The organism is Gordonia metallireducens (genome assembly GCF_021245825.1).
Classification (GTDB): Bacteria; Actinomycetota; Actinomycetes; order Mycobacteriales; family Mycobacteriaceae; genus Gordonia; species Gordonia namibiensis.
The window spans coordinates 31,129-55,144 of record NZ_JAJQJP010000021.1 but is presented as its reverse complement, the minus strand read 5'-3'; the positions used below and the strand labels follow the sequence as shown (position 1 = coordinate 55,144).

Annotated in this window: 26 protein-coding genes; 15 read left to right on the top strand and 11 right to left on the bottom strand. The window is 68.1% G+C overall.

Features of this window, described 5'->3' with window-relative positions; genetic code table 11:
• Positions 1-23 precede the first annotated feature (23 nt).
• Positions 24-1,214: an ATP-grasp domain-containing protein gene (locus LQD00_RS06830; protein WP_232716296.1), complete on the top strand. Its 1,191-nt coding sequence runs from the start codon at positions 24-26 to the stop codon at positions 1,212-1,214.
• Between the two features lie 72 nt (positions 1,215-1,286).
• Positions 1,287-2,783, top strand: a complete 1,497-nt coding sequence (locus tag LQD00_RS06825; RefSeq protein WP_232716294.1) for a flavin-containing monooxygenase — start codon at positions 1,287-1,289, stop codon at positions 2,781-2,783.
• Positions 2,784-2,804: 21 nt separating this feature from the next.
• Here the strand turns inward: LQD00_RS06825 and LQD00_RS06820 are convergent, their stop codons facing one another.
• The 3 genes from LQD00_RS06820 to LQD00_RS06810 are packed head-to-tail and all read right to left on the bottom strand — an operon-like array spanning position 2,805 to position 5,241.
• The gene (locus LQD00_RS06820; protein WP_232716293.1) at positions 2,805-3,419 is read right to left on the bottom strand and encodes a TetR/AcrR family transcriptional regulator; all 615 of its coding nucleotides are present in this window, start codon (positions 3,417-3,419) and stop codon (positions 2,805-2,807) included.
• Positions 3,420-3,436: 17 nt separating this feature from the next.
• Positions 3,437-4,117 (bottom strand): ABC transporter ATP-binding protein, encoded by a 681-nt coding sequence (locus LQD00_RS06815; RefSeq protein WP_232716291.1) that lies wholly within the window; start codon positions 4,115-4,117, stop codon positions 3,437-3,439.
• Positions 4,114-5,241 carry an ABC transporter permease gene (locus LQD00_RS06810; RefSeq protein WP_232716289.1) on the bottom strand — a complete coding sequence of 376 codons (1,128 nt, stop codon included), beginning with the start codon at positions 5,239-5,241 and terminating at the stop codon, positions 4,114-4,116. Before LQD00_RS06810 ends, LQD00_RS06815 begins: the two co-directional genes overlap by 4 nt.
• Before the next feature lie 139 nt (positions 5,242-5,380).
• Between LQD00_RS06810 and LQD00_RS06805 the strand changes: the two genes are divergently transcribed.
• The gene (locus tag LQD00_RS06805; protein ID WP_232716287.1) at positions 5,381-6,409 is read left to right on the top strand and encodes a zinc-binding alcohol dehydrogenase family protein; all 1,029 of its coding nucleotides are present in this window, start codon (positions 5,381-5,383) and stop codon (positions 6,407-6,409) included.
• 1 nt (position 6,410) lies between these two features.
• Here LQD00_RS06805 and LQD00_RS06800 read toward each other — a convergent pair whose 3' ends face one another.
• Entirely contained in the window at positions 6,411-7,187 is a 777-nt protein-coding gene (locus LQD00_RS06800; RefSeq protein WP_232716286.1) for an SOS response-associated peptidase, read from the bottom strand.
• Between the two features lie 37 nt (positions 7,188-7,224).
• Positions 7,225-7,719 carry a Cys-tRNA(Pro) deacylase gene (gene ybaK, locus LQD00_RS06795; RefSeq protein ID WP_232716284.1) on the bottom strand — a complete coding sequence of 165 codons (495 nt, stop codon included), beginning with the start codon at positions 7,717-7,719 and terminating at the stop codon, positions 7,225-7,227.
• Between the two features lie 266 nt (positions 7,720-7,985).
• On the opposite strand from ybaK, the gene LQD00_RS06790 reads away from it, so the two are divergent.
• A complete protein-coding gene (locus tag LQD00_RS06790) occupies positions 7,986-8,696 on the top strand; it encodes a sigma-70 family RNA polymerase sigma factor (RefSeq protein ID WP_406566971.1) in 711 nt (236 codons plus the stop codon).
• Positions 8,693-8,980, top strand: coding sequence for a mycothiol system anti-sigma-R factor (gene rsrA, locus LQD00_RS06785; RefSeq protein WP_232716283.1), 288 nt, complete (start codon positions 8,693-8,695; stop codon positions 8,978-8,980). Before LQD00_RS06790 ends, rsrA begins: the two co-directional genes overlap by 4 nt.
• A 121-nt stretch (positions 8,981-9,101) precedes the next feature.
• Here rsrA and LQD00_RS22880 read toward each other — a convergent pair whose 3' ends face one another.
• On the bottom strand, positions 9,102-9,176 hold the full coding sequence (locus tag LQD00_RS22880; RefSeq protein ID WP_369758845.1) for a 50S ribosomal protein bL37: 75 nt from the start codon (positions 9,174-9,176) through the stop codon (positions 9,102-9,104).
• A 153-nt stretch (positions 9,177-9,329) separates the two neighbouring features.
• Here LQD00_RS22880 and LQD00_RS06780 point away from each other — a divergent pair, with 153 nt between their 5' ends.
• Entirely contained in the window at positions 9,330-9,545 is a 216-nt protein-coding gene (locus LQD00_RS06780) for a biotin/lipoyl-binding carrier protein (protein ID WP_232716281.1), read from the top strand.
• 45 nt (positions 9,546-9,590) lie between these two features.
• Positions 9,591-11,096 (top strand): sensor histidine kinase, encoded by a 1,506-nt coding sequence (locus LQD00_RS06775; protein WP_232716280.1) that lies wholly within the window; start codon positions 9,591-9,593, stop codon positions 11,094-11,096.
• Positions 11,097-11,211: 115 nt separating this feature from the next.
• On the opposite strand, the gene LQD00_RS06770 is transcribed toward LQD00_RS06775, so the two are convergent.
• A complete protein-coding gene (locus LQD00_RS06770) occupies positions 11,212-11,466 on the bottom strand; it encodes a WhiB family transcriptional regulator (protein WP_004023450.1) in 255 nt (84 codons plus the stop codon).
• A gap of 496 nt (positions 11,467-11,962) precedes the next feature.
• Here LQD00_RS06770 and LQD00_RS06765 point away from each other — a divergent pair, with 496 nt between their 5' ends.
• Positions 11,963-13,144, top strand: a complete 1,182-nt coding sequence (locus tag LQD00_RS06765; RefSeq protein WP_232716320.1) for an MFS transporter — start codon at positions 11,963-11,965, stop codon at positions 13,142-13,144.
• On the opposite strand, the gene LQD00_RS06760 is transcribed toward LQD00_RS06765, so the two are convergent.
• Positions 13,063-13,998: a diacylglycerol/lipid kinase family protein gene (locus LQD00_RS06760; RefSeq protein WP_232716319.1), complete on the bottom strand. Its 936-nt coding sequence runs from the start codon at positions 13,996-13,998 to the stop codon at positions 13,063-13,065. The two genes, LQD00_RS06765 and LQD00_RS06760, sit on opposite strands and share 82 nt — an antisense overlap.
• Positions 13,999-14,127: 129 nt before the next feature.
• Here LQD00_RS06760 and LQD00_RS06755 point away from each other — a divergent pair, with 129 nt between their 5' ends.
• Both LQD00_RS06755 and LQD00_RS06750 read left to right on the top strand, forming a co-directional pair.
• Positions 14,128-14,574 carry a hypothetical protein gene (locus tag LQD00_RS06755; protein ID WP_232716278.1) on the top strand — a complete coding sequence of 149 codons (447 nt, stop codon included), beginning with the start codon at positions 14,128-14,130 and terminating at the stop codon, positions 14,572-14,574.
• Positions 14,575-14,684: 110 nt separating this feature from the next.
• The gene (locus LQD00_RS06750; RefSeq protein ID WP_232716276.1) at positions 14,685-15,473 is read left to right on the top strand and encodes a ParA family protein; all 789 of its coding nucleotides are present in this window, start codon (positions 14,685-14,687) and stop codon (positions 15,471-15,473) included.
• Between the two features lie 18 nt (positions 15,474-15,491).
• Here LQD00_RS06750 and LQD00_RS06745 read toward each other — a convergent pair whose 3' ends face one another.
• The gene (locus LQD00_RS06745) at positions 15,492-16,766 is read right to left on the bottom strand and encodes an Rv3212 family protein (protein ID WP_232716274.1); all 1,275 of its coding nucleotides are present in this window, start codon (positions 16,764-16,766) and stop codon (positions 15,492-15,494) included.
• Between the two features lie 18 nt (positions 16,767-16,784).
• A complete protein-coding gene (locus tag LQD00_RS06740; protein ID WP_232716272.1) occupies positions 16,785-18,407 on the bottom strand; it encodes a DEAD/DEAH box helicase in 1,623 nt (540 codons plus the stop codon).
• Positions 18,408-18,745: 338 nt separating this feature from the next.
• Between LQD00_RS06740 and LQD00_RS06735 the strand changes: the two genes are divergently transcribed.
• Positions 18,746-19,438 (top strand): ferritin-like fold-containing protein, encoded by a 693-nt coding sequence (locus LQD00_RS06735; RefSeq protein ID WP_006866914.1) that lies wholly within the window; start codon positions 18,746-18,748, stop codon positions 19,436-19,438.
• 112 nt (positions 19,439-19,550) lie between these two features.
• Positions 19,551-19,781: a DUF3107 domain-containing protein gene (locus LQD00_RS06730; protein WP_232716270.1), complete on the top strand. Its 231-nt coding sequence runs from the start codon at positions 19,551-19,553 to the stop codon at positions 19,779-19,781.
• Positions 19,782-19,886: 105 nt separating this feature from the next.
• Here the strand turns inward: LQD00_RS06730 and LQD00_RS06725 are convergent, their stop codons facing one another.
• Positions 19,887-20,567 carry a TetR/AcrR family transcriptional regulator gene (locus tag LQD00_RS06725; RefSeq protein ID WP_232716269.1) on the bottom strand — a complete coding sequence of 227 codons (681 nt, stop codon included), beginning with the start codon at positions 20,565-20,567 and terminating at the stop codon, positions 19,887-19,889.
• Positions 20,568-20,633: 66 nt separating this feature from the next.
• Between LQD00_RS06725 and LQD00_RS06720 the strand changes: the two genes are divergently transcribed.
• From LQD00_RS06720 to LQD00_RS06710, 3 genes are all read left to right on the top strand, one after another.
• The gene (locus tag LQD00_RS06720; RefSeq protein WP_232716267.1) at positions 20,634-21,677 is read left to right on the top strand and encodes a DUF3152 domain-containing protein; all 1,044 of its coding nucleotides are present in this window, start codon (positions 20,634-20,636) and stop codon (positions 21,675-21,677) included.
• Between the two features lie 72 nt (positions 21,678-21,749).
• Positions 21,750-22,946, top strand: a complete 1,197-nt coding sequence (gene moeZ, locus LQD00_RS06715; RefSeq protein WP_232716265.1) for an adenylyltransferase/sulfurtransferase MoeZ — start codon at positions 21,750-21,752, stop codon at positions 22,944-22,946.
• A 92-nt stretch (positions 22,947-23,038) separates the two neighbouring features.
• Positions 23,039-23,893, top strand: coding sequence for a TIGR02569 family protein (locus LQD00_RS06710; RefSeq protein ID WP_232716263.1), 855 nt, complete (start codon positions 23,039-23,041; stop codon positions 23,891-23,893).
• Positions 23,894-24,016 lie beyond the last annotated feature (123 nt).

Genomic DNA, 24,016 nt, shown 5'->3' with positions numbered 1-24,016 from the left:
CTCGTCGCTTATCGTCTGCAGCCATGCAGGCCTCTGAACCGCACATCCTCGTGACCACATCCCGGATGCCGTTCGCCGTCGACGAGATCCACAAACTGGGGGAGACCGGGCGGGACGTCACCGCCGCGGACACCTTCGCCTCGGCGCCGGGGAGTCACTCGCGCGGCGCGCGGCGGCATCTCGTGCTCCCCGCACCCACCCAGCAGACCACCGCCTTCGTCGACGCGGTGATCGACGCGATCGGCGAGCACGACATCACCTGGCTGCTCCCGATGTTCGAGGAGGTCTTCTACCTCGCCAAGCACCGCGACCGCATCTCCGCGGCACATCCCGACGTCGAGTTGTTCTTCCCCGATTTCGAGACCCTCGCCCGCGTTCATGACAAGGTCGGGTTCACCGCCCTCTGCCGCGAACTCGGGCTCCCGACCGCGGAGTCGGTGACGACCACGAGCCGTGAGGAGCTGCGCGAGGCCACCGGGCGGTGGCCGCACTGGTTCGCCCGGGCCGCCTTCGGTCGCGGCGGACTCGACATCCTCACCAACACCGGGCCGCTGGCCGGGGAGTCCTCCGTCGAGGACATCACCCCGACGCCCGACGACCCGTGGCTCGTCCAGGAGTACCTCGCCGGTGTCGACCGATGCAGCTGGAGCGTCGCCCATCACGGCGAGATCGTCCTGCACTCCTGCTACGAGCACCCCCTCGCGATCGACGACCGCGGCGGCATCGTCTTCCAGTCCGTCGACTCGCCGGAATCCCTCGCGGCAGCCCAGACCATCGCGCGAGAACTCAACTGGCACGGGCAGATCAGCTTCGACTACCTCGTCACCGATGACGGGGTCCACCACATGGTCGAGTGCAATCCGCGACCGACCGCCGGTTGCACCGTGGCGACGTCCGAGGAGTTCGACACCGCCCTGTTCGACCCGGGCGAACTCGTCGTCGTCCCGGCGGGCCGCAAGAAGATGATCAAGGCGGCGGTGCTGCGCGACGCACTCAAGCACCCGTCTCATCTCCGCCGGAACCTCGCCGCGGCCAAGGGTGCGAGCGGTGTCTACGACCAGCCGCACGACCACCTGCCGCTGGTGTACTCGGCGTTGTCGTTGCAGCACATCCTGGCCTACCGCAAGGAACTCGGGTTGGATCGCAACAAGAGCGAGGAGCTGATGGCCACACAGTTCTTCGACGTGCTCTGGGACGGCACCGCGATCGCCTGACCAGGGCATTACGCACGCCCGAGGTGTGTGCTAGGTTACAGTAACTGTCGGTTACAGTTATTGGGGTCTCTCATGCAACCTGCACATGACGCGCCTGCGCACGAGGTGCTGATCGTCGGCGCCGGATTCGGCGGAATGGGTGCCGCCATCGCCTTCAAACGCCTGGGCATCGACGACATCGCGATCCTTGAGCGAGAGGACGATCTCGGCGGGACCTGGCATGTCAACCACTATCCCGGTCTCGCGGTCGACATCGCCTCGGTCACGTACTCGTACTCCTTCGAGCCCAACCCGAACTGGTCGCGACTGTTCGCCCCCGGCCCCGAGCTCAAACGCTACGCCCACCACGTCGCGGACAAATACGACCTCAAGCGGCACATGGAGTTCGGGACCACCGTCGACTCCGCCGAATGGGACGACGCCGCGCGGCTGTGGCGCGTACGGACCGGTGACGGAACGCCGCGCACCGCCCGCTACCTCGTCACCGCGACCGGCTTCCTCTCCCAGCCCCATGTCCCGGACTTCCCGGGGATCAAGAACTTCCAGGGGAAGATCCTGCACACCGCGGCGTGGGAGGACGGCTTCGATTTCACCGGTAAGAAGGTCGCGGTCATCGGCACCGGGGCGACGGCGGTCCAGCTGATCCCGGAGGCGGCCGAGCGTGCCGATGCGCTCACCGTCTTCCAGCGGACCCCGATCTGGGTCGTCCCCAAGGTCGACTTCGCGATCCCGTCGGCGGTGCAGCAGCTGTTCCGGCGGGTCCCGTTGACGCAGCGGGCAGCCCGCCTGGTCAACACCTCGCTGCTGGAGCTGCTGATGGTCTCCGGCGTCCTGCATTACAAGCAGCTCAAACCCGGCAACAAACTGGCGGCCCGATTGGCCAAGGCCCACCTGCGGTCCCAGGTCCCCGACCCGGAACTGCGTCGGAAGCTGACGCCGGACTACGACTTCGGCTGTAAGCGGCCGACCTTCTCCAACACGTACTTCGCCAGCTTCACCAAGCCGAACGTGACCTTGCAGACCAGCGGCATCGCCCGCCTCGAGGCCGATGGGATCCTGGCCGGCGACGGCACGAAGACCGAGATCGACACCCTCGTGCTGGCAACCGGATTCAACCTGTGGGACGTCAACTTCCCGGCCTTCGACATCGTCGGGCGGGATGGCCGCAACCTCGGTAAGTTCTGGCGCGAGGGCAGGTTCCAGGCCTACGAGGGCGTCACCGTGCCGAAGTTCCCCAACTTCATCTCACTCAACAGTCCGTACTCCTACAGCGGGCTGTCGTACTTCACCACGATCGAGGGGCAGATGAAGCACATCAGCCGGCTCTTCGGTGAACTCCGACGCCGCGGGCGGGACACCTTCGAGGTCACCGAGACCGCCAACGACGCCTTCCTCGACGAGGTGACCGATCGTCTGCAGTCGTCGGTCTTCTACAACGGCAACTGTGTGAGCTCGCGGAGTTACTACTTCAACCAGCACGGGGAGGCCACGCTCCTGCGGCCGGCCTCCACGTTGCGGACCCTGCGGGAGATGGACTCGTTCCCGCTGGGCGACTACGCCTTTCACTGAGAGGGGGCGTGGTCGCCGGCGTCAGGCGTCGGCGAGCCCGAGGTAGCTGCCGATCAGGCGGCGGATCATCGCGGTGATCTCCTGAGCACTCCCCTCGGGGGGCGGCTGTGCCGAGGTCTCGGAGTGCTCGCCCCCGAGGGATCGACACGCCTGGACGATCATCGAGTCGATGAGCTGGGCGACCTCGAGTGGCCGCGGTTCGCCGTGCGCGACGAGGGCTTCGACGAGCGGTTCCTGGAGTTCGCGATGGAACCGCTGCATCGGCTCCTGCAACACGCTCGGGTCGACCACGCGGGTCAGCGCATTCGCCACGTCCTGCTCGGAACCGACGAACAGTTCGACATTCGCGCCGATGTAACCCCAGATCTGTTGTCCGGGTTCGCTTTGTGTCGTGACCCGATCCCGGACGAACCGGACCCAACTGGGGAAGAGGTCGGCCACCACCGCGGCCAGGAGCTCTTCGCTCGACGAGTAGTACTGGTAGACGCTGGAGCGGGCCAGCCCGACGCGCTTGCCGACTGCGGCGAGGGTCGGCACCTGGCCGGTCTCGGCGAGAATCGCCTTCGCGCCGGCCAGGATCGCCTGCTCCTGCTGTCGCCGGTGTTCGGCGACGGTGGGCGCTTGGATGCGTGGCAAACGCCCACCTCCTCAGCTCAGCTGGACGCCGGGGAGCCCGGGTTCAGTTGTCCGTCGATCATCTCGTACACCTTGTCACAGTGTATGAGAACGTCCTGGTCATGGGTCACCATCACGGTCGCGACGCCGTGCTCGTGCGTCTCGCGCGCGAGCAGTTCGACGATCTCGTGACTGCGCCGGCGGTCGAGGGCCGCGGTGGGTTCGTCGATCAGGAGGACATCCGGTCGCGTCATCAACGCCCGCGCGATACCGACGCGCTGCCGTTCACCGCCGGACAGCTGATGGGGACGACGCTTCGCCTTGTGCGACATCCCGACTCCGGCGAGCAGTTCGGCCGGTGAACGGGATTCGGCGACGCGACCGAAGGTCAGTGGCAGACGCAGTTGGTCCTCGACGGTCAGCGCGTCGAGCAGGTTGCCGCTCTGGAACACGAACCCGATGTGTTCGCGACGGATCCGGGTCAGATCGCGCTTCGACGCGGTTCCCAGGTCGGCGTCGCCGACGGTGACCTTCCCCGACGTCGGGGTGATGAGGCCGCCCGCAACCGCGAGCAGGCTGGACTTGCCCGATCCGGACGGGCCGACGACGGCGACGAATTCGCCGGGGGCGACCTCGAGGTTCACCGCGTCGAGGGCGGTGACCACGTCTTCCCCGTCGCCGTGGACGAGAGTGACGTCGTTGAGTGCGAGCGCGGTCATCGGTTGCCTCCCAAGGCGGTCAGGGGGTCGACCCGGGTGATGCGGAGCACCGCGACGGCGGCGCCGATCATGCCGAACAGGATCAGCAGCCCGCCGGCTGCGGCGACCGAACCGGTCTCCAGGGCGAAGGGCATCGGGGTGGAACCGATGGCGGCACCGAGGCCGACGCCGATCCCGATACCGATGCCGGCAGAGACGAGCAGCAGGATGAACGACTGCATCAGCGAGTCACGCAAGAGGTAGCCGGTCGAGGCGCCCATGGCGCGCATCACGGCGATCTCCTGCCTGCGCTGGATGGTCCAGACGGTGAAGAACGCGCCGACGACGAGGGCCGAGATCGCGTACAGGAAGGCCTGGATCAACGAGAGGGTCGAGGTCTCGGCGGTGTAACCCGGTGAGGCGCCGAAGGATTCGTCGAGAGTCAGCGAGGTGGTGTCCGCGGCGGCGTCGCCGGCGGCGAGGTCCACGGACTTGTCGGCCTTGACTGCGACGGCGGTGATGTCGTCGTAGACGCGCGGCGGCACCGGCTCGCCGGGACGGGCTCCGGCGCGGATCTCCTGCCACGTCTTCAGCGGCACGAACGCCACGTCGACGTGACCGAAGGTGCTCTGGCCGTCGAGGATCCCGACGACGCGCAGCTCCGTGCCGAGCGGCTCGACGGTGACCGTGTCACCGATCGACAGTCCGTCGTCGGCGGCGGTCTGGCTGATGACGAGTTCACCGGGGGTGTTCGACAGCGACTTGCCCTCGGAGGCGGTGGGGCTGACGAAGCTGCCCGGTTCCACGCCGAAGAGGGCGAGGTCGATGTCCACGCCGGTGTTGGTCCGGCCGTTGATCAGGGTGTTGCCGAAGGGCGCGGCGTCCTCGACGCCGGGCTGCTCGGCCCATTTCCCGACCGCCGACGTCGGCACCAGGGAGCGGGAGAAGGCGGAGTCGGTCGCGATGTCCTTCTGGAAGGAGAAGGAGGTCACCGGCAGTTTCTTCAAACCGGAGACACCGTCGTTGACCAGACCGACCGACAGGCCGCTCAGCAGCACCATCAGGATGGCGATGAGTGCGACCACCGACCCCATCAGGGCGAATCGACCGCGTGCGAAAGAGAGTTCTCGAAGGGCAAGGAACATGTCACTGCCCTCGCATGTTTACCGACACCATGTCGGCAACGATACCGACACTGTGTCGGGAAGGTGTAGTCCGATCGGTGTGAGACCGGTCATGTGCAACACCACGCCGCACTGCGCGAGCGGGTTTAGCCTGAGGTACATGCGCGCTTGGGCGGTGAGCGAGCCGGGGCCGATCGACACCCGACCACTGCGGCTCGTCGACAAACCGGAACCGCGGCCAGGGGCCGGCGAGTTGCTGGTCCGGGTCCGTGCCTGCGGTGTGTGCCGGACCGATCTCCACGTCGCCGAGGGTGATCTACCGGTGCGCCGTGCCGATGTGACGCCCGGACACGAGGTCGTCGGGGAGGTCGTCGAACTCGGTCCGGACGCCGACGGCTTCTCCCTCGGAGACCGCGTCGGCGTCGCCTGGCTGCACCGCACCGACGGGACCTGCGATCGCTGTCTCCGCGGTTCCGAGAACCTCTGTGCGGCATCGGTGTACACCGGATGGGACGTCGACGGCGGTTATGCCGAGCTGGTGACCGTGCCCGCGGCCTTCGCCTATCCGCTGCCGGCCGGGATCGACGACGTCTCGATCGCGCCGCTGTTGTGCGCCGGCATCATCGGCTATCGCGCGCTCCGGCGGACCGGCCTCCTCGACGACCTCGGGGCAGAGCCCGGCCGTCCGAAGAGGCTGGGACTCTACGGTTTCGGCGGTAGTGCTCACCTGTGTGCGCAGCTGGCGATCGCCCTCGGGATCGAGGTACACGTCCTCACCCGCGGAGAACAGTCCCGGCGCCTGGCCGGTGATCTCGGTGCGGCGTCGGTCGGCGATGCCACCGACGTGCCGCCGGTGCTGCTCGACGCCGCGATCACCTTCGCCCCGGTCGGCGAACTGGTCCCGGTGGCGATGCGCGCACTCGACCGCGGCGGCGTCTTGTCGATCGCCGGCATCCACCTCACCGACGTACCGCCGCTCAACTACGAGCGGGAACTGTTCTACGAGAAGGAGATCCGCTCGGTCACCGCCAACACCCGCGCCGACGGTGCGGAGTTCCTGACGCTGGCCGCCCAGCACGGGGTCCGGGCGACCACCCACGAGTACCCGATGTCGCAGGCCGACCGTGCCCTCGCCGACCTGGCTGCGGGACGCTTCGACGGGGCGGCGGTCCTGGTCGCCGACCTCTGACTCAGAGAGGGTTGAGCAGCTCCGGCCCGTTGTTGGCGACGCGGTTGACCAGTGGGGCGATCTCGCGGATGTCGATCGCCTCGGCGAGGGGTTCGGCGGGCGGCGCGAACAGGTGGTCCGGCGCGCGGTGGTCCGGATCGAGCCAGGCCTCCCAGTTGTCGTACGGCATGATCAGCGGCATCCGGTCGTGGATGTCGCGCAGTTTGCCGACCGCATCGGTGGTGAGGATCGAACAGCTCAGCAGCGGTGGGGCGTCGTCGGAGTTCTTGTCGTGCCACACCGACCACAGCCCGGCCATGAACAACCGGGTGCCGTCCTGCGGGGACATGTAGAACGGGATCTTGGTGGGCTTGCCCTTGCTGTCGAGCGGACCTTTCTTCCACTCGTACCAGCCGTCCATCGGCACCAGGCAGCGCTTGGACTTCACCGACGCACGGAACGAACTCTTCTCCGCGGCGCTCTCGGCTCGGGCGTTGAACAGCAGCGGACCCTTGCCGATCTCCTTGGTCCACGGCGGTACGAGCCCCCAGCGCATGGCGCGGATGCGCAGCAGCGGATCGTCCTCGGGATCCTCCGGGGAGTGCCGCTTGACCACGGTCATCACCGTGGTCGTCGGCGCGACGTTGTAGTTCGGGCCGAGGGCGCGAGGTGCAGGGGTGTCGAGGTCGAGGGCATCGGGATCGGCAGGTTCCTTCGTCGGCTCGGGTACCTCGTTGACCGCGTCGATCTCCGCCGCCAGCTTCGCCGGATCGGTGGTCACCGCATAGCGTCCGCACATGGTCACCATGCTGCCATTCGCCTGCGACAGAGGGGCCTCACACGGCGATGTCGGCGACCACGGCCTTCGTCACGGCGACGAGATCGGCCGGTGCCAGGGCGATCTCGAGACCGCGCTTGCCCGCACTGCAGAGGATCAGGTCGAACTCGAGTGCCGAGGAGTCGACCACCGTCGGCAGGGCGGTCCGCTGGCCGACGGGGGAGACGCCGCCGAGGACGTAACCGGTGCTGCGGGTGACGGCCTTGGCCTCGGCCATCTGTGCCTTCGACGCGCCGAGTGCGGCGGCGGCCGCCTTCACCGACAGCTTGCGGGGGACCGGGACCACGGCGACGGCCAGACCCGGGCGGCTGCCACCGGACAGCTCGACGACCAGCGTCTTGAAGACCTGCTCGCCGACCACCCCGAGCGCGTCGGCGAGGGCCTCGACCGCCTCGGCCCCGTAGGCCTCCGATCGCGGGTCGTGGTCGTAGCGGTGCACGGTGTGGGCGATCTTCGCGCGTTCGAGGGCAGCGATCGCGGGTGTTGCCGCCATGGTCGGGTGCCTCCCGGTGGGACTGGGGCCGGATGTGACGTGGTGAGCGTATGCGACGCCGCGGGAACAAACTGCCCGTCCCACCCTGTTGTGACTGGTTGCGACAGAAAGATCGGGAGCGCATGCGAGGAGGTAGAACCGAGATGAGCACAGCGGCGGTACTCGAGCCACCGGTACTCGTGGAGGCGACGCACCTCCTGTCCGGGCCGGGGTCGGTAAGCTTGACCGGCAACGTCCCAGTGACGCCTCTCATCGAAGGGATCGTAGTGGCCGAAGCCGAGTCAGCCGACACCGAAGCAGCCGGTACCGGGTCCACCGCGACCGGTTCCGCTGCGGGCGTGTCCGCCGAGAAGGGTGCGCCGAGGCGCGCCGATCCGAGCGAGTCCCCCGAAGAGCTCACCGAACGGTTCGAACGCGACGCCCTGCCGTTGCTCGACCAGATGTACGGTGCTGCGCTGCGGATGACCCGCAATCCCGCCGATGCCGAGGACCTGGTCCAGGAGACCTACATCAAGGCGTTCACGGCTTTCGCGTCGTTCCGGGAGGGCACCAACCTCAAGGCGTGGCTCTACCGGATCCTGACCAACACCTACATCAACGGCTACCGCAAGAAACAGCGCCAGCCGGCGCAGTACCCGACCGACGAGATCACCGACTGGCAGCTCGCGTCGACAGCCGAGCACACCTCCCAGGGGCTGCGCTCGGCGGAGATCGAGGCCCTCGACGCCCTTCCGGACGACGAGATCAAGGCCGCGCTGCAGGAGCTTCCGGAGGATTTCCGGATGGCCGTGTACTACGCCGACGTGGAAGGCCTGCCGTACAAGGAGATCGCCGAGATCATGGACACCCCCATCGGCACCGTCATGTCCCGACTGCACCGAGGACGCCGTCAGCTGCGTGAGCTGCTGGCCGACGTCGCCCGGGAGCGTGGTTTCCACCGGTCCGCCACGGCAAAGGGTGCGGAGGTGGCGCGATGAGCGACATCGATCCGGAACTCACCCAGCTCGACTGCTCGGCGGTCATCGCCGACGTCTGGCTGCTGCTGGACAACGAGTGCGACGAGAACGCCCGCAAGCGGCTCCAAGGTCACCTCGACACCTGCCCGTCGTGCCTTGCCCACTACGGCATCGAGCGGCAGCTGAAGACGCTGGTCAACCGTAAGTGCGGCGGCGACCAGGCACCCCAGGGCCTGCGTGATCGTCTGCGGGTGGAGATCCGCAAGACGGTCATCATTCAAGAGGTCGCCGAGACCGACCGCTGAAACCCTCGTCACCCCCGGCTGATCCGGGGGTGACGACATGAAAAAGCCCGGGTGGCCATGATGGCCGTGCCCGGGCGTTTCTCTTGGTGCTCGTTCGCCGAACCCCGCCGTGAGGCGAAGATCAGGCGTTCGGACGCTTGCCGTGGTTGGCAGCGTTCTTCTTACGAGCGCGCTTCTTGCGTCCGCGCTTTCCCATGACGCATCTCCTTTTGCCGGCGGATGGGGACATCACAGTGTCTCAGGCATTCTCCCACGTGCCAAAACCCGGTCGGCCACCGACCGGTCGCGATCGGTCCCGACCCGGCCCCGACCCGTCGTCGCCGGTCACCTCGTGGGCTAACTTATGTGCATGGCTGAAGACGTGGTGGCAGAGATCGTCGCGAGTGTCCTCGAGGTCCTGGTCACACCCGGACAGCAGATCGAGGTCGGCGACACACTCGTGCTGCTGGAGTCGATGAAGATGGAGATCCCCGTTCTCGCCGAGGAACCGGGCACCATCGCCGACCTGAAGGTGAAGGTGGGCGACGTCATCCAGGCCGGCGACGTCATCGCCACCTACCGGTAGCCCGACAACGCCCAACCGTCGGTCCGCGACCCCGGAGCCTGCCCCATGTCGACCCTTGCCGACCTGCTCGCCGAGCACACCACGCTGTCCGACGCAGCCGCCGCACACCTGCAGCGCCTCGTCGCCGAGTGGCAGCTGCTCGCAGACCTCTCCTTCGCCGATTTCCTCCTGTCGGTGCGCACCGACGAGGGGGACGTGGTCACCGTCGCGCAGTGCCGCCCCAACACCGCGTCGACCGTCTTCCCCACCGACGAGGTGGGCCGGGTCATCGACACCTCCGTCCATCCGCAGGTGCTGCGCGCGTTCGATTCCGACAAGGTCCTCCGCGACGAGGACCCGACATGGTTCGGGGCCACCGCGATGCGGCAGGAGGCGGTCCCGGTCGGCTTCGAGGGGGAGGTGATCGGCGTGCTGACACGCGCTGTCGACCTCACCCATCCGCGACTGCCGTCGCCCCTGGAGCTCGCATACCAGGACTCGGCCGACGATCTGTGCCAGATGGTCGCCGACGGCACGTTCCCGCACGAGGAGGGCAATCCGCGGGGATTGTCGACGCCTCGCGCCGGCGACGGTTTCATCCGGCTCGACCGGACCGGCACGGTCACCTACACGAGCCCCAACGCGCTCTCGGCGTTCCACCGCATGGGCTGGACGGCGGAGCTCAACCACACGCGGCTCTCCGATGTGGTGAAACAACTCGTCACCGAGCCGTTCGAGGCCGACGACGTCGCGATGATGCTCGACATCGCGGCCGGGGTGGCCGAGGTGCCGACCGGCCCGTACCGCGACATCGGCATGCGGGTGGAGGCCGACGCCCGGCGCGCGACGGTCCTCATCCGGGCGGTTCCGCTCCGCCCGAAGGGGGAGGAGTCGGGGAGCGTGGTGCTCATCCGCGACGTCACCGAGGTCAAACGGCGCGACCGCGCGCTGATCAGCAAGGATGCGACCATCCGGGAGATCCACCACCGGGTGAAGAACAATCTGCAGTCGGTCTCGGCGCTGCTGCGGCTGCAGGCCCGGCGAACCTCGAACACAGACGCGCGGGAGGCGTTGAACGAGGCCGTCCGCCGCGTGGCGTCGATCGCACTCGTCCACGAGCTGCTGTCCGGCAGCGTCGACGAGGAGGTCGATCTCGACGAGGTCGTCGACCGTCTCGTCCCGATCCTGGTCGATGTGGCGTCCAACGAGTCACGGGTGACGGTGCGTCACCGCGACCGGCTCGGCGTTCTCACCGCAGAGCTGGCGATGCCCTTGGTGATGGTGCTCACCGAACTGATCCAGAATGCGATCGAGCACGGCTTCGACGGTTCGCCCCGATCCGACGCAGAGATAGCCGTGATTGCCGAACGTGACGTGCGCAACCTCCGTATCGCGGTGCGCGACAACGGCTCCGGACTCCCCGAGAACTTCGACCTGGCGACCTCCGATCACCTCGGACTGCAGATCGTGAAGACACTGGTGTCGATCGAACTCGGCGGCGAACTCGACGTCCGGCCGAACCCGGAAGGTGTGGGAACCGAAGTCGGAGTGCACATTCCGCTGCGTTCCTGACGCGGCGTCCCTGACGTGGCGCGGACATCCGCGTGCCGAAACCGTTGCCGGACACGAAAAAACCCGGCCGTGGCCGGGTATTTTCGAATCCGGGCGAGCGCCGGCTCGGAGGAGCCTAGACGCTGCTACGGGTGCGGGTACGCGCGGTACGACGCTTCAGCGCGCGACGCTCGTCCTCGCTCATGCCGCCCCAGACGCCTGCATCCTGGCCCGACTCGAGGGCCCACGAGAGGCAGTCGGCGGTGACAGGGCACCGTGCGCAGACGAGCTTCGCGTCGGCGACCTGCGCGATGGCCGGACCGCTGGTTCCCACGGGGAAGAACAGCTCCGGATCCTCGTCGCGACAGATGGCCTTGTGACGCCAGTCCATTCCACTACTCCTTCAGGCGCGTATCCGCGCACCACTCGATTAGTTGATTGCTTGCTGATTGTTTGGCTGGTAACTCTCAGTTCACGCGGCCGCACCAAATGTTTCCGCGTTGTTGCTTGTGAATACTTTCACGAATCCAGCCGAAGTCAATGGTTCTTGGTTAACACGTGGGCAACATCACGTCCCGCGCCTACCACTTCAGCCAAAGCCGACCCCATGGGGGGTACGGACAGCAGGTTCGCTACCCGTGTAGTAGCCTACGCGCACTCTTGGGGGCTGTCGATGAGTTTCCGCAGGTGACGACCCTCACGCTGCCACAAAATCCCTCGTGACGTGGAGAGACGTGTCGCGTATTCTTGCTCACATGCGACGACGATGTTGATCCACCTCACGCCGATCCGGCGCTCGCGGCCGGGGTTCTGAGCGGCGTCTGGCGGGCTGCGCCGTAGGTGCCGCCCTGCTCGAGGATCTGATCCCGCTCTACCCGGTTTACGCGATTCTCTTCGCCGACCCCACGGTCCCCGGGGCTGGTTTGTCGCCTGCCGAGATCAGTGCGTTGTTCGTCCTGTGGTCGCTGTCGACGGTGATCGTCGAAGTGCCGACCGGGGTCCTCGCCGACCGGTTCTCGCGACGCCGCATGCTGGTGGCGGGGCCTCTGGTCACGGGCGCCGGTTTCGCGCTCTGGACCTTCGCTCCCTCCTTTCCGTCTTTCGCCGCGGGCTTCGTGCTGTGGGCGATCGGCGGTTCGCTGCGTTCGGGTACGAGCCAGGCGCTCGTCTACGACGAACTGGCGAATCTCGGCCGTTCACACGAGTACGCAAGGCTTTCGGGTGCGATGCGGGCCGCGGCTGCGATCGGGGTGATCGGCGGCACGGCCCTGGCGGTGCCGCTCCTCTCGTGGGGTGGGTACACGGTGGCGGGCGCCGCGAGCGTCACGGCCTGCGTGCTCTGTGCGCTGGTCTCCGCCGGTTTGCCGGAGTCGGGCCGCGCTGGAGTGGAGACCTCCGAACAGAATCCCGCCCCGGGCGCCGGCACCACTGACCTCGACGAACCCGACGGGTGGCTCGCGATCCTCCGCGGTGGGCTGCGCCACCTGCGCGACCAGCCGATCGCGCGCCGGCTGCTGATCCTGGTCATCGCCCTGACCTGGGTGGCCGCGCTCGACGAATACCTGCCGTTGTTGATGGAGTCGTTCCTGGGCGGTCCATCGGGTGCCGTGACCCCGAAGGCCGTCGCACTGCTCATGATCGTGGTCGCCACCGGCGACATCTGCGGTTCCCTTGCGGCCCGGCGCGTCCGGAGTCCCGCTGCGATCGGCCCCGCGGTGGGCCTCGGGGCGTCGGCGCTGATCGCGGCCGCCCTGTGGGGTCACCCGGCGGGCGTCATCGGCGTGGCCATCGCCTTCGGGGTCTTCGGGTGGGCGTTGGTCGTCGCCGACGCCGCGTTGCAGGACCGTCTGGACTCCGCGTCGCGGGCGACGGTCACGTCGATCGCGGGCGTGGGGGAGGAGGTGGTCGCGATCCTCGCCTTCGCCGGATGGGCTGCGGGATCGGTGCATCTGGGGCCGGCTGCGTTGTTCGCGATCGCCGCGCTGCCCTATGCGGTCGGGGCGGGTGCGATGACGGTCAGGGCGTCGCGACGATGGCGAAAACGTATGTCGCGGAACGCGCCGATGTAGTCACCGTCCATCTGCACGTCGATCGGGGCCTCCGCGATGAACCGGATGTCGTCGACGTCGTCGTCGCGGAAAAGGTGATGCGCCTTGGGATCTGCCTGGGCCAGCAGTCGCGTGGCGAGAGGAAGGTTGCGCAGTACGCCGGTCGACGTCGCCACGAACACGCCGAGTCCGGTGTCGAAGCCGGTGGTCGGATTGGTGCGGATCTCGCGTGGCCCGAGGTAGGTCCACGGACTGGTGTTGGAGACGAAACCGAAACGGGCACCGACGATCCGGTCGCGGCCGGGGATCTCGACGTCGAACGTCGCCGAGCTGCCGGCCTGCTTGAGGAAGCTGCTGACGGTGGTCCACAGGTACCGCGCGGGAGTGGCGGCCTTGCCCGCATGACGCTTGTCCTCCATCGCGTGCACCACGACGGCGTCCATGCCCATGCCGGTGTTGAACAGGAACCAGCGATCGTCGGTGTGCCCGAGACCGATTCGACGGCTCTCCCCGGCGTCGAGCAGCGAGATGATCTGCTGGGTCGCGAGCAGCGGGTCGGGGTCGATGCCCAGGGTCCGGGCGAAGACGTTCGCGCTGCCGCCCGGGATCACGGCCAGGCTCGGCCGGCGCCGCGAGGGGTCGCTCGTCCCCGGAGGATCGAGAAGACCGTTGGTGGCCTCGTTCACCGAGCCGTCGCCACCGTGGACGACGACCGTGTCGAAGTCCTCGGCGGCCGCGCGGGCGGCGAGTTCGAAAGCGTGCCCGCGGTGAGTGGTGAGTTCGACGTCGAGGTCGAAGTGAGCGCTCAGTGTGTGCACGAGAGCATCGCGCCCGGCCGGACTGGTCGCGGTGGCGAAGGGGTTGACGATGAGCATGACGCGCACGACACCCGAGGATATGGGGTAGGTGGCACAACCGCGCAATCCGCCCTGGATCGGCGAGGCCGTGGCAGGCGCCGTGGGGTGCACAGGCACCTCCCGATCGGCGCCGAATACCCTGGACGTGTGAGCACGGAGAAGGACCGCCCGGAGCAGGACCGGCTTGAGATCGACGTCGATCCGTCGGTGACGCCCACCCAGATCAAGGTGGCCGGCGCGGTGACCACCGTGGAGGGCCTGATCGGCGTCACGGTGGCGGTGATCCTGGTGATCCGCGGCCTCGCCGGACACGAGGAGACGGCCATCAGCGGTTACGGCACCGCGGGTTGGTTCGGCATCATCGGCGGCGGTGTTCTCGTCGGCGGGCTCGCCCTCCTGACGGGCCGGCGCTGGGGACGCTCGATCGCGATGGTCGCCCAGATCCTGCTGCTCCCGGTCGCGTACTACCTGTACACGAGCGGTTGGCCGGTGTTCAGCGTGCCGCTCGCACTGGCGGCGCTCGTGGTGCTGGTCATGCTGTTCAGCCCGGCCGCCGTCCGGTGGCTCGCCGGGGACCTCGAACCCGACCACTGAACCCCGGCGCAGGTCGTGGAATCGGGCATTCCGATCAGTTGATCCAGTTGTTACCGCAACCCTGACTCCAATACGTCGACGTCGGGGCGGTCGCCCGTACAGTGGGGCGCATGACGCGCATCCTCGCGATTGCCAATCAGAAGGGTGGGGTCGCCAAGACCACCACGGTCGAGTCCCTCGGAGCCGCTCTCGCCGACCTCGACGTGTCGGTGCTGGTCGTCGATCTCGACCCGCAGGGCTGTCTCACGTTCTCCCTGGGGCACGACCCCGACCAGCTGCAGTCGTCGGTACACGATGTCCTCCTCGGCGACGAGGAGATCGCCGACGTGCTCCTCGACACCGAGGACAAGGTGACCCTGCTGCCCGCCACCATCGACCTGGCCGGCGCCGAGGCGCTGCTGCTGATGCGGCCGGGACGCGAGTACGCCCTCAAGCGGGCACTCGCCGAGATCGGGCAGGACTTCGACGTCATCATCGTCGACTGCCCGCCGTCGCTGGGTGTGCTCACGCTGAACGGGCTCACCGCCGCCGACGAGGTGATCGTTCCCCTGCAGTGCGAGACACTCGCCCATCGCGGCGTGGGGCAACTGCTGCGTACGGTCCGCGAGGTCCAGCAGATCACCAACCCGAACCTCAAGATGCTGGGTGCGGTGGCGACGCTGTTCGACGCCCGGACCACGCACAGCCGCGACGTGCTCTCCGACGTCGCCGACCGCTACGACCTCCCGGTGCTGAGCCCGCCGATCCCGCGCACGGTCCGGTTCGCGGAGGCCTCCGCGTCCGGAACATCGGTGATGCGTGGTCGAAAGAACAAGGGCGCCACCGCATATCGCGAACTCGCGGAGAACCTGTGGAAGCACTGGGACGCGGGGGAGGACGTGCGGACCGTCGACTTCTGAGGCGTCGAACCGACGGGGTCAGGCCGGTCGGAAGGCCTCGACCGTCGTACCGCGCTGTTCGACGACCGTGTCGCCGATGACCCGCAGGCTCACCACGCCGTCCGGTGCGCTGCTGCGGTCGAGTGGGATCGAACGGATCTCACGACCGCCCGCGACGTCGCGTACGCTGATCCCCGACGCACTAGGCAGCAGGAGTTGCCCCGCCATCACCTGACCGGGACCTAGCGTCGCCGGTACCTGGTAGATCGGCTTGAGGCTCTGCGCATCCAGCACCACGGTGGCCTTTCCGGTCCAGTACGTGACGATGCCGTTGCCCTCGAGCGGGACGCTGCCCTTCGGCGGCGCGGCATCCCCGGCGACGGTGTTCGAACCGGTGGCCACGCCCTCGGAATCGAAGCGGCGGATCGACGGTCCGCTGTCGCCGCCGAGCGCCGGCGGTTCGGCAGGACTCGCCCCACCGTCGTAGACGGCGATACCCGTCGACGACATCGCGATCACCACCGGCGGAGGTCCGCTGACGTCACCGGTGATCAGCGTCGAACCGTACTGCTCGACCCGTTCGTCGTCGTCGAGGAGGGCGCCCAGCACGGTCAGCCGGTAGCCCGGGTCGTCGGCACACCGTTCGACGACGGACATGCGATCGCCGGTGATGGCCGAGGAGTAGATGACGCAGTCCTTGCGCTTCGCCTCGTCCTCCGGGCGCACGGGCGCCTCCACACGGCCGTACTCGACGCCGCGGACCAGATTCGAACCCCACGTCTCCAGTCGCCCGGAGCCCTGGGCGACCACGTACCCGTAATCGCTGACGAGTCGTAGCTCGTCGTCGGCGTCGCTGGTCCGGGAGCCCTTGCGGGCACCGGTCTTCGCGTCCAGCGCGGTGACCTCGGAACAGCCCCGCGAATTGCGATAGACCGCGAGCGCGAGATCGCTGCTGGCGGTCCATGCGGTGTCGACGACGCAGAGGTCGAGGTCCCGGCGGTAGGACCACAGTTCGGCCCCGGACGACGGGTCGTGACCGACGACGGTGCCACCGTCGCCCGTCACGACCACCGAATCGGCGATCGCCGGGGCGACAGTGGCACCGGAGGAGGCCTGCCAGCGCGGCGTGAAGGCGTCCGGGACCGCCGCGGGCTGTTCGACCTGGGGTGGGGCGGACTGCGCCTGGACGCTGGTCGTCCCACGTACCGGGCTCACCAGCCAGGCGATCAGCCCGGCGACGGCGACGAGCACGATGATGGTCGCGGTGGCCGCGAGATCGATCGGCCGGCGCCGCTCCGGTTTGACGCGTGCCACGCGTGGACTCGTGGTGGGTTACTCGGCTGCGGACTGAGCAGAGACGGGGGTCGCGTCGCCGGCGCCCGAACCCTCGCCCGCGGGCTTGCGGTTGGCCCCACCGCGACGGCGGCGACGACGACGCGGCTTCGAGGTGCCGTCGCCGTTGTCCTCACCGGAAGCCTTGGTGTCGTTGCTCGCCGACTCGCCGCTCTCGGCGGTGGCGGTGGACTCCGCGGTGTTTGCGGACTTCGCGGTGTCGCCGGCCTCGGAACCCTGGCCGCCGCGGGTACGACGACGGGTGCGGGTCGACCGCTTGCGCGGTTCCCGGTCCTCACGTGTCTCGCGGGTCTCGTTCGGGTCGCGGGCGGGCTTGGCGGCCACGATGCGGCCGGTGGCCGACTCGGGGATCGACAGGTCCTCGCGCAGGTTCTCCGACGTCGAGTAGGTCTCGACCGGCTCGGGGATGCCGAGCCCGAGGGCCTTGTCGATGAGCTCCCAGCGGTGCAGCTCGTCCCAGTCGATGAGGGTCACGGCGATGCCGGTACGGCCCGCACGACCGGTGCGCCCGATGCGGTGCACGTAGGTCTTGTCGTCCTCGGGGCACTGGTAGTTGATGACGTGGGTGACGTCGTCGATGTCGATGCCGCGGGCGGCGACGTCGGTGGCGACGAGGACGTCGATGGTGCCGTCGCGGAACCGGCCGAGGGCCTTCTCGCGAGCCACCTGACCGAGGTCGCCGTGCACGGCGCCGACCTTGAACCCGCGCTCGGCGAGGTCGTCGGCGACCTTCTGCGCGGTGCGCTTGGTGCGGGTGAAGATCATCGTCGCGCCGCGGCCCTCGGCCTGCAGGATGCGGGCCACGAGCTCGGCCTTGTCGAGAGCGTGCGCACGGTAGGCGTACTGCTTGGTGCGGTCGTGCACCGCCGAGTCGTTGGCGTTCTCGGCCCGGATGTGAGTGGGCCGGTGCAGGAAGGTGCGGGCCAGGGTGACGATCGGGCCCGGCATGGTCGCCGAGAACAGCATCGTCTGGCGCGGGGTCGGCAGCGCGGACATGATGCGCTCGATGTCCGGGAGGAAGCCGAGGTCGAGCATCTCGTCGGCCTCGTCGAGGACGAGGATCGAGACCTTGCCGAGCACGAGGTGGCCCTGCTGGGCGAGATCGAGGAGGCGACCCGGGGTGCCGACGACGACGTCGACGCCCGACTGCAGCTCGGCGATCTGCGCCTCGTAGGGTCGGCCGCCGTAGATCGAGGTGATCTTCAGCATGCGGTTGGTGCCGTCGGCGAGGGTGACGTCGGTGTTCTTGGCGGCGATCTCGAGGTCGCTGGTCACCTGCACGCAGAGCTCGCGCGTGGGCACGATGATCAGGGCGCGGGGGGTGTTGTCGAGGGGCCGGACACCCGAGGCCTCGGCGTTGGCGAGGCGATGGAGCAGCGGGATGCCGAAGCCGTAGGTCTTGCCCATGCCGGTACGGGCCTGACCGATGAGGTCGTCTCCGCCCATGGCGAGGGGGAGGGTCAGTTCCTGGATGGCGAACGTCTGGGTCTTGCCGTCCTCGGTGAGTGCCGAGACGATACGCTCGTCCACGCCGAGTTCGGCGAAGGTGGGGGCGGTGTGGGTTTCGTCGACGATGGTCGTCTGCACGGCCGAATCGCTCATGTGCGGTTGTTGCCTTTCTGGCCAGTTCTCTTGCGCGCGTGTGATTCCTGCGCGCACGAGGAAAAAGCTCGAAAGTGCGCGCGCAAATGTCGTGGTGGTACCGGGGATTCGGCCGGGCGTCGGGCGACGAACTCTTCGATTCCGCGTGGAACTCGCTGTCTCGATCCCGTGTACATCACGGGGGTTCGTCGTCGGAACCAATCGGCCGCATCCACACGCTCGCGCCGGGGAGCAAACGATGATCACGCAGCTCGGCGGGCAGGCGCCGGGGGGTCCCGTCGGGGTGCACCGAGGTCGAGTGTACTTGGTGCTTCCTGAGAGGCCGCTACCATCACCTCATGGCGCCTGTTTCCGAACCCTCCGACATCACCCCGGTAGCTGCGATCGAGACCCAGGACCGCGTGGTCGGGAAGCTGTTCGCGGTGCTGCTGGCCGGCGAGTTCGCCGCCTTCCATCGCCTCATCGAGGAGTCGGCGATGGCTCCCGACGTGCCGAGCAAGATCGCGATTGCGCGCATGGCAGCCTCCGAGGTCGGCCACTTCGACCGCCTCGCCGAGCGAGTCGAGACGATGACGGGGCTCACCGCGGCCGAGGCCGTCGAACGCTACCGCTCGGTCTTCGATCAATACCACCGGGCCACCACCCCGAAGACATGGTACGAGGCGTTGGTCAAGGCCTACGTCGGTGACGGCCTGGCCTCCGACTTCTACGTCGAACTGTCCGACATGCTCCCGCCCGATTCGCGCACCGTGATGGCCGAGGTGATGGCGGAGACCGCCAATTCGGCGTTCGCGCGTGAGCAGGTCCGGGCGGCCGTCGAGGCCGATCCGTCCATCAAGTCCGCGCTGGTCCTGTGGGGTCGTCGTCTCCTGGGTGAGGCCATCACCCACGCGCAGTGGGTGCTCGCCGCCGAGGAGGAGGTCACCGACCTGCTGTTCTCCGGGGCCTCCTCGCTGTCCGGGGTCGCCCACTTCTTCGACGCGGTCGCGGCCAAACACGCCGAGCGCATGGCCGATCTCGGACTCGACTGACCTCCTGCTCGTTCCCGCCGCTTTTCGCTGTCAGCGGAGCGGCTGTCCGGCCCCATGACCGCTGGACTAGCCTTGTGCGGCAAGCGTTGTTGACACCGGAGGAGGGCGGCACATGGCCGTGGAAGTGAAGATCGGCATCACCGACAGCCCGCGTGAGCTGACCGTCGCGACGTCGCTGACCAGCGACGAGGCCTACGCCGAGGTCGAGGCGGCACTTGGCGGCAAGCAGCAGCTGCTGGCCCTGGTGGACGAGAAGGGCGCCCGTTACCTGATCCCGGTCACCAAGATCGCCTACGTCGAGGTCGGGGCGTCGGAGAACCGTCGCGTCGGATTCGGTTCCTGAGGCGGGACACAGACCCACGAACAAGGGCCCGGCGCGCACCGTTGCGAGTGATCGCGAGGTGCGCGCCGGACCCTTGTCGTATGTCCGGGACCCGTCGTCGGGGTCTCAGGCCGGACCGGAGTCGGTGTCCTCCGCCGGCGACTCGGCGTCGGCCTGCGGTGCGGCCTGGCGCGGGAAGTGGGACAGACCGCCCCAGAGCAGTGCGACGGTGGTGTCGACGGCCGTCTGCTTGTCGACGGGACGCTTGGCCTCGAGCCAGTAACGCGCGTTGACCTGGCTGGCGCCGACGAGCCCGGAGGCGAGCATACGCGAGCGATACGGGTCGAGGCCGGAGTCGTGCATGACCAGGCCGTACACCGCGTCGACGCACGCCTCGGTCGCACCTTCGACGCGACGGATGACCGCCGGGTCGGAGGCGTCGGACGAGAAGATCAGCCGGTAGCCCGAGTTGTCCTGGTCGATGAAGTCGAAGAAGGCCTCGACCGCGGCCCGGACACGCTTCCGGTTGTCGGTCGTGGTGCGCAGGGCGGTGTTGACGTCGCTGACCAGCTTCTCGGCATGCGAGTCGACGACCGCGATGTAGAGGTCCAGCTTCGACGGGAAGTGCTGATACAGGACGGGTTTGCTCACTCCCGCGTGCACGGCGATCTCGTCCATCCCCGCAGCGTGGTAGCCGCGTTCGACGAAGATCTCACTGGCCGCATCGAGCAACTGCATGCGCCGTGCGCTGCGCGGCAGGCGCGTACTGCGTCCGGGTACCGAGGACGCGTTGGTTGCGGTCGACATGGCGAAGATCGTACTCGGGAGACCTTCCTGCGCAGTATCTGCGGTCCGCTGTGAGAAAGTTGTTTCGTGAGCCGCACAGAGGATGGCGGCACCGGCCTCGACGAGGGACCGGTGCGCACCAAGGATGTCGGCCCGAGATCGTCGGGGCGTCCCAAGCCGGACCAGCCGCTTCGGGCGCGCTGGGACCCGACCGATGACAACGGCCGTCCCCGCGTCGACCGCGATGCGCAGCCCGAATACAAGAAGCAGTCGGCTCTCGGCCGGTTCGTCTCGACGTATGGTTGGCGCGCCTACGCCATCCCGGTTCTGACGATTCTCACGATCGCTCTCATCGTGGTGACCATCCAGGACGGACGGGGTTCCGATCTGGCCCCGACCGCCGCGGTCAATCCCGACTCGGCTGCCCGCAACACCGACATCAGCACCGAGACACGCCCGATCGGTGCGCCGACCGGTGACATCCAGGCCGCGGCACTGCCCGCCGGCACCCTGCCGCAGGGCGGCCCGTTCACCACACAGGGCAAGCAGACCTTCCGGGTGCTGCGCGGAGCGGGTCCGAAGGTCGGCACCGGCGGCCAGGAGTACACCTACACCGTCGAGGTGGAGAACGGCCTGAATCCGCAGGACTACGGCGGCGACCCGACCTTCGCGAAGATGGTCGACATGACGCTGGCCAACCCGCGCAGCTGGATCGGCGACGGGCGCGTGAGCTTCCGCCGCATCGACCGCGGCGAGCCGGACCTGCGCATCACCCTGGTCTCCACCGGCACGACCCGCGAACTGTGCGGATACCAGATCAAGCTGGAGACCTCCTGTTACTACCCGCCGCAGGAACGGGTGACGCTCAACGAGGCCCGCTGGGTGCGCGGTGCTCTGTCCTATCAGGGTGACGACATCGCCTACCGCCAGTACCTCGTCAATCACGAGGTCGGACACGGACTCGGCTACGCATCGCACGAGCCGTGCCGCGAGAACGGGGCGCTCGCGCCGGTGATGATGCAACAGTCCTTCGGCACCGCGAACTCCGAGATCATGGCCCTCGACCCGGACATGAAGGCCAATCGCACGTTCGTCTGCCGCCCGAATCCCTGGCCGTTCCCCAAGCGCTGACCCCGGGAATGAGCGGGCGACTCCGGTGGTTGTGCCAAGAGTCCGTGTACTCGCCGATTACTGGAGGCGTTCGTGTCGTCGCAAGGGTCGCTCACCGGGTCGCTGCCACCCCTCGTGGAGCCGGCAGCCGAACTGAGCAATGAAGAGGTGGCCCGTTACAGCCGCCATCTGATCATCCCGGATGTGGGGATGGACGGGCAGAAGCGCCTGAAGAACGCGAAGGTGCTCGTCATCGGCGCCGGTGGACTCGGTTCTCCGACGCTGCTGTACCTTGCCGCGGCGGGTATCGGCACCATCGGCATCGTCGAATTCGACATCGTCGACGAGTCCAATCTGCAGCGCCAGGTCATCCACGGCCAGTCCGACATCGGACGCCCGAAGGCCGAGAGCGCGCGGGACTCGATCCTCGAGATCAACCCGTACGTCACCGTGAACATCCACGATCAGCGACTCGAACCCGAGGGCGCGATCGAGTTGTTCTCGCAGTACGACCTCATCCTCGACGGCACCGACAACTTCGCGACCCGTTATCTGGTCAACGACGCCGCGGTGCTCGCGCACAAGCCGTACGTCTGGGGATCGATCTACCGCTTCGAGGGCCAGGCGTCGGTGTTCTGGGAGGACGCCCCCGACGGCCGCGGCATCAACTACCGCGACCTCTACCCGCAGGCCCCGCCGCCCGGGATGGTGCCGTCGTGCGCCGAGGGCGGTGTCCTCGGCATCCTGTGCGCCTCGATCGGATCGATCATGGGCACCGAGGCCATCAAGCTCATCTGCGGTATCGGTGAACCGCTACTCGGTCGCCTCATGGTCTACGACGCCCTCGACATGACCTACCGGACCATCAAGATCCGCAAGGACCCGGAGGGCGAGCGCATCGCCGGCCTCATCGACTACGACGACTTCTGCGGTGTGGTGTCCAACGAGGCCTCTGACGCCGCGGCCGGCTCGACGCTCACCGCCGCCGAGCTCAAGCAGAAGATCGACGCGGGAGAGAAGCTCGCGATCATCGACGTGCGCGAGCCGGTGGAGTGGGACATCGTGCGGATCGAGGGCGCGACCCTCATCCCCAAGGGCGAGATCCTCTCCGGCGAGGGCCTGGCGAAGGTCCCGCAGGACCGTCCGACCGTCCTGTATTGCAAGACCGGCATCCGGTCGGCCGAGGCGCTCGCCGCACTCAAGCGAGCCGGTTTCGCCGACGCCACCCACCTGCAGGGTGGGGTGACCGCCTGGGCCAACCAGGTCGACAAGACGCTGCCGGTCTACTGAGCACCTTCTCACCGCAGTGGGGGCATCCGTTCCCGGGTGCTCCCACCGCGTGCCTTCTCGAATCGGTCACCGGCGCTCGGTAATCTGACCTGGTGAATACCGTCGAGCCGCCCGAACACGTGCTGAACACGTTCGGGCTCACCTCCCATCCGCCCGTCGCCATGGGCGAATCATGGATCGGTGGCTGGCGCGTCGGTGAGGTCGTGCTGTCGCTCGTGCCCGACCACGCGCGCGCCGCCTGGTCGGCAGCCGTCCGCGAGACGCTCTACGTCGAGGGCATGCGGATCGCACGGCCGTTCCGTGCCACCGACGGCCGATATGTCGTCTCGGGGTGGCGGGCCGACACCTATATCGCCGGAACACCCGAACCACGCCACGACGAGGTCGTCCTCGTCGCCGACCGTCTACACGAGGCGACTGCGTCCCTCGAACGCCCGCGGTTCCTGCTGCAGCCGCCCGCGCCGCCACACACCGACGTCGACGTCTTCACCGCCGCCGACCGGGCCGCGTGGGAGGAGGTGCCGCTGCGCTCGGCACGTGCCGCGGGCATGGTCGAGCCGACCGCACCCGACGGCGTGCAGAGCGTCGAGATGCTGAGAACGCTGGCGAAGCTCCGCAAGCCGGTCGACCTGCCGTCTCAGGTCGTGCACGGCGATCTGTTCGGCACCGTGCTCTTCGCCGGTGCCGCGGCACCGGGCATCACCGACATCGTCCCCTACTGGCGGCCTGCCCCGTGGGCGGCCGCGGTGGCCGTGGTCGACGCCCTAGCCTGGGGCGGCGCCGACACCGAACTCGTTCAGCGGTGGTCGGATCAACCGGAGTGGCCGCAGATGATGCTGCGGGCGACGATGTTCCGTCTGGCCGTCCACGCCCTGCACCCGCGCTCGACGGCCGGCGCACTGCCCGGGTTGCAGCGGGTCGTCGAGCTGGTACGTTTGCTCGTATAACCGCAGCTCACAGCCCTGATCGCGGTTTGTCCGAGTTCTCACACGGCCTGCGTGCCGAAGTGAGAACAACGTGACGGTCCGGTCACCTCGCGGAAAATCCGCGCAACACGTCCCCGGGATGCT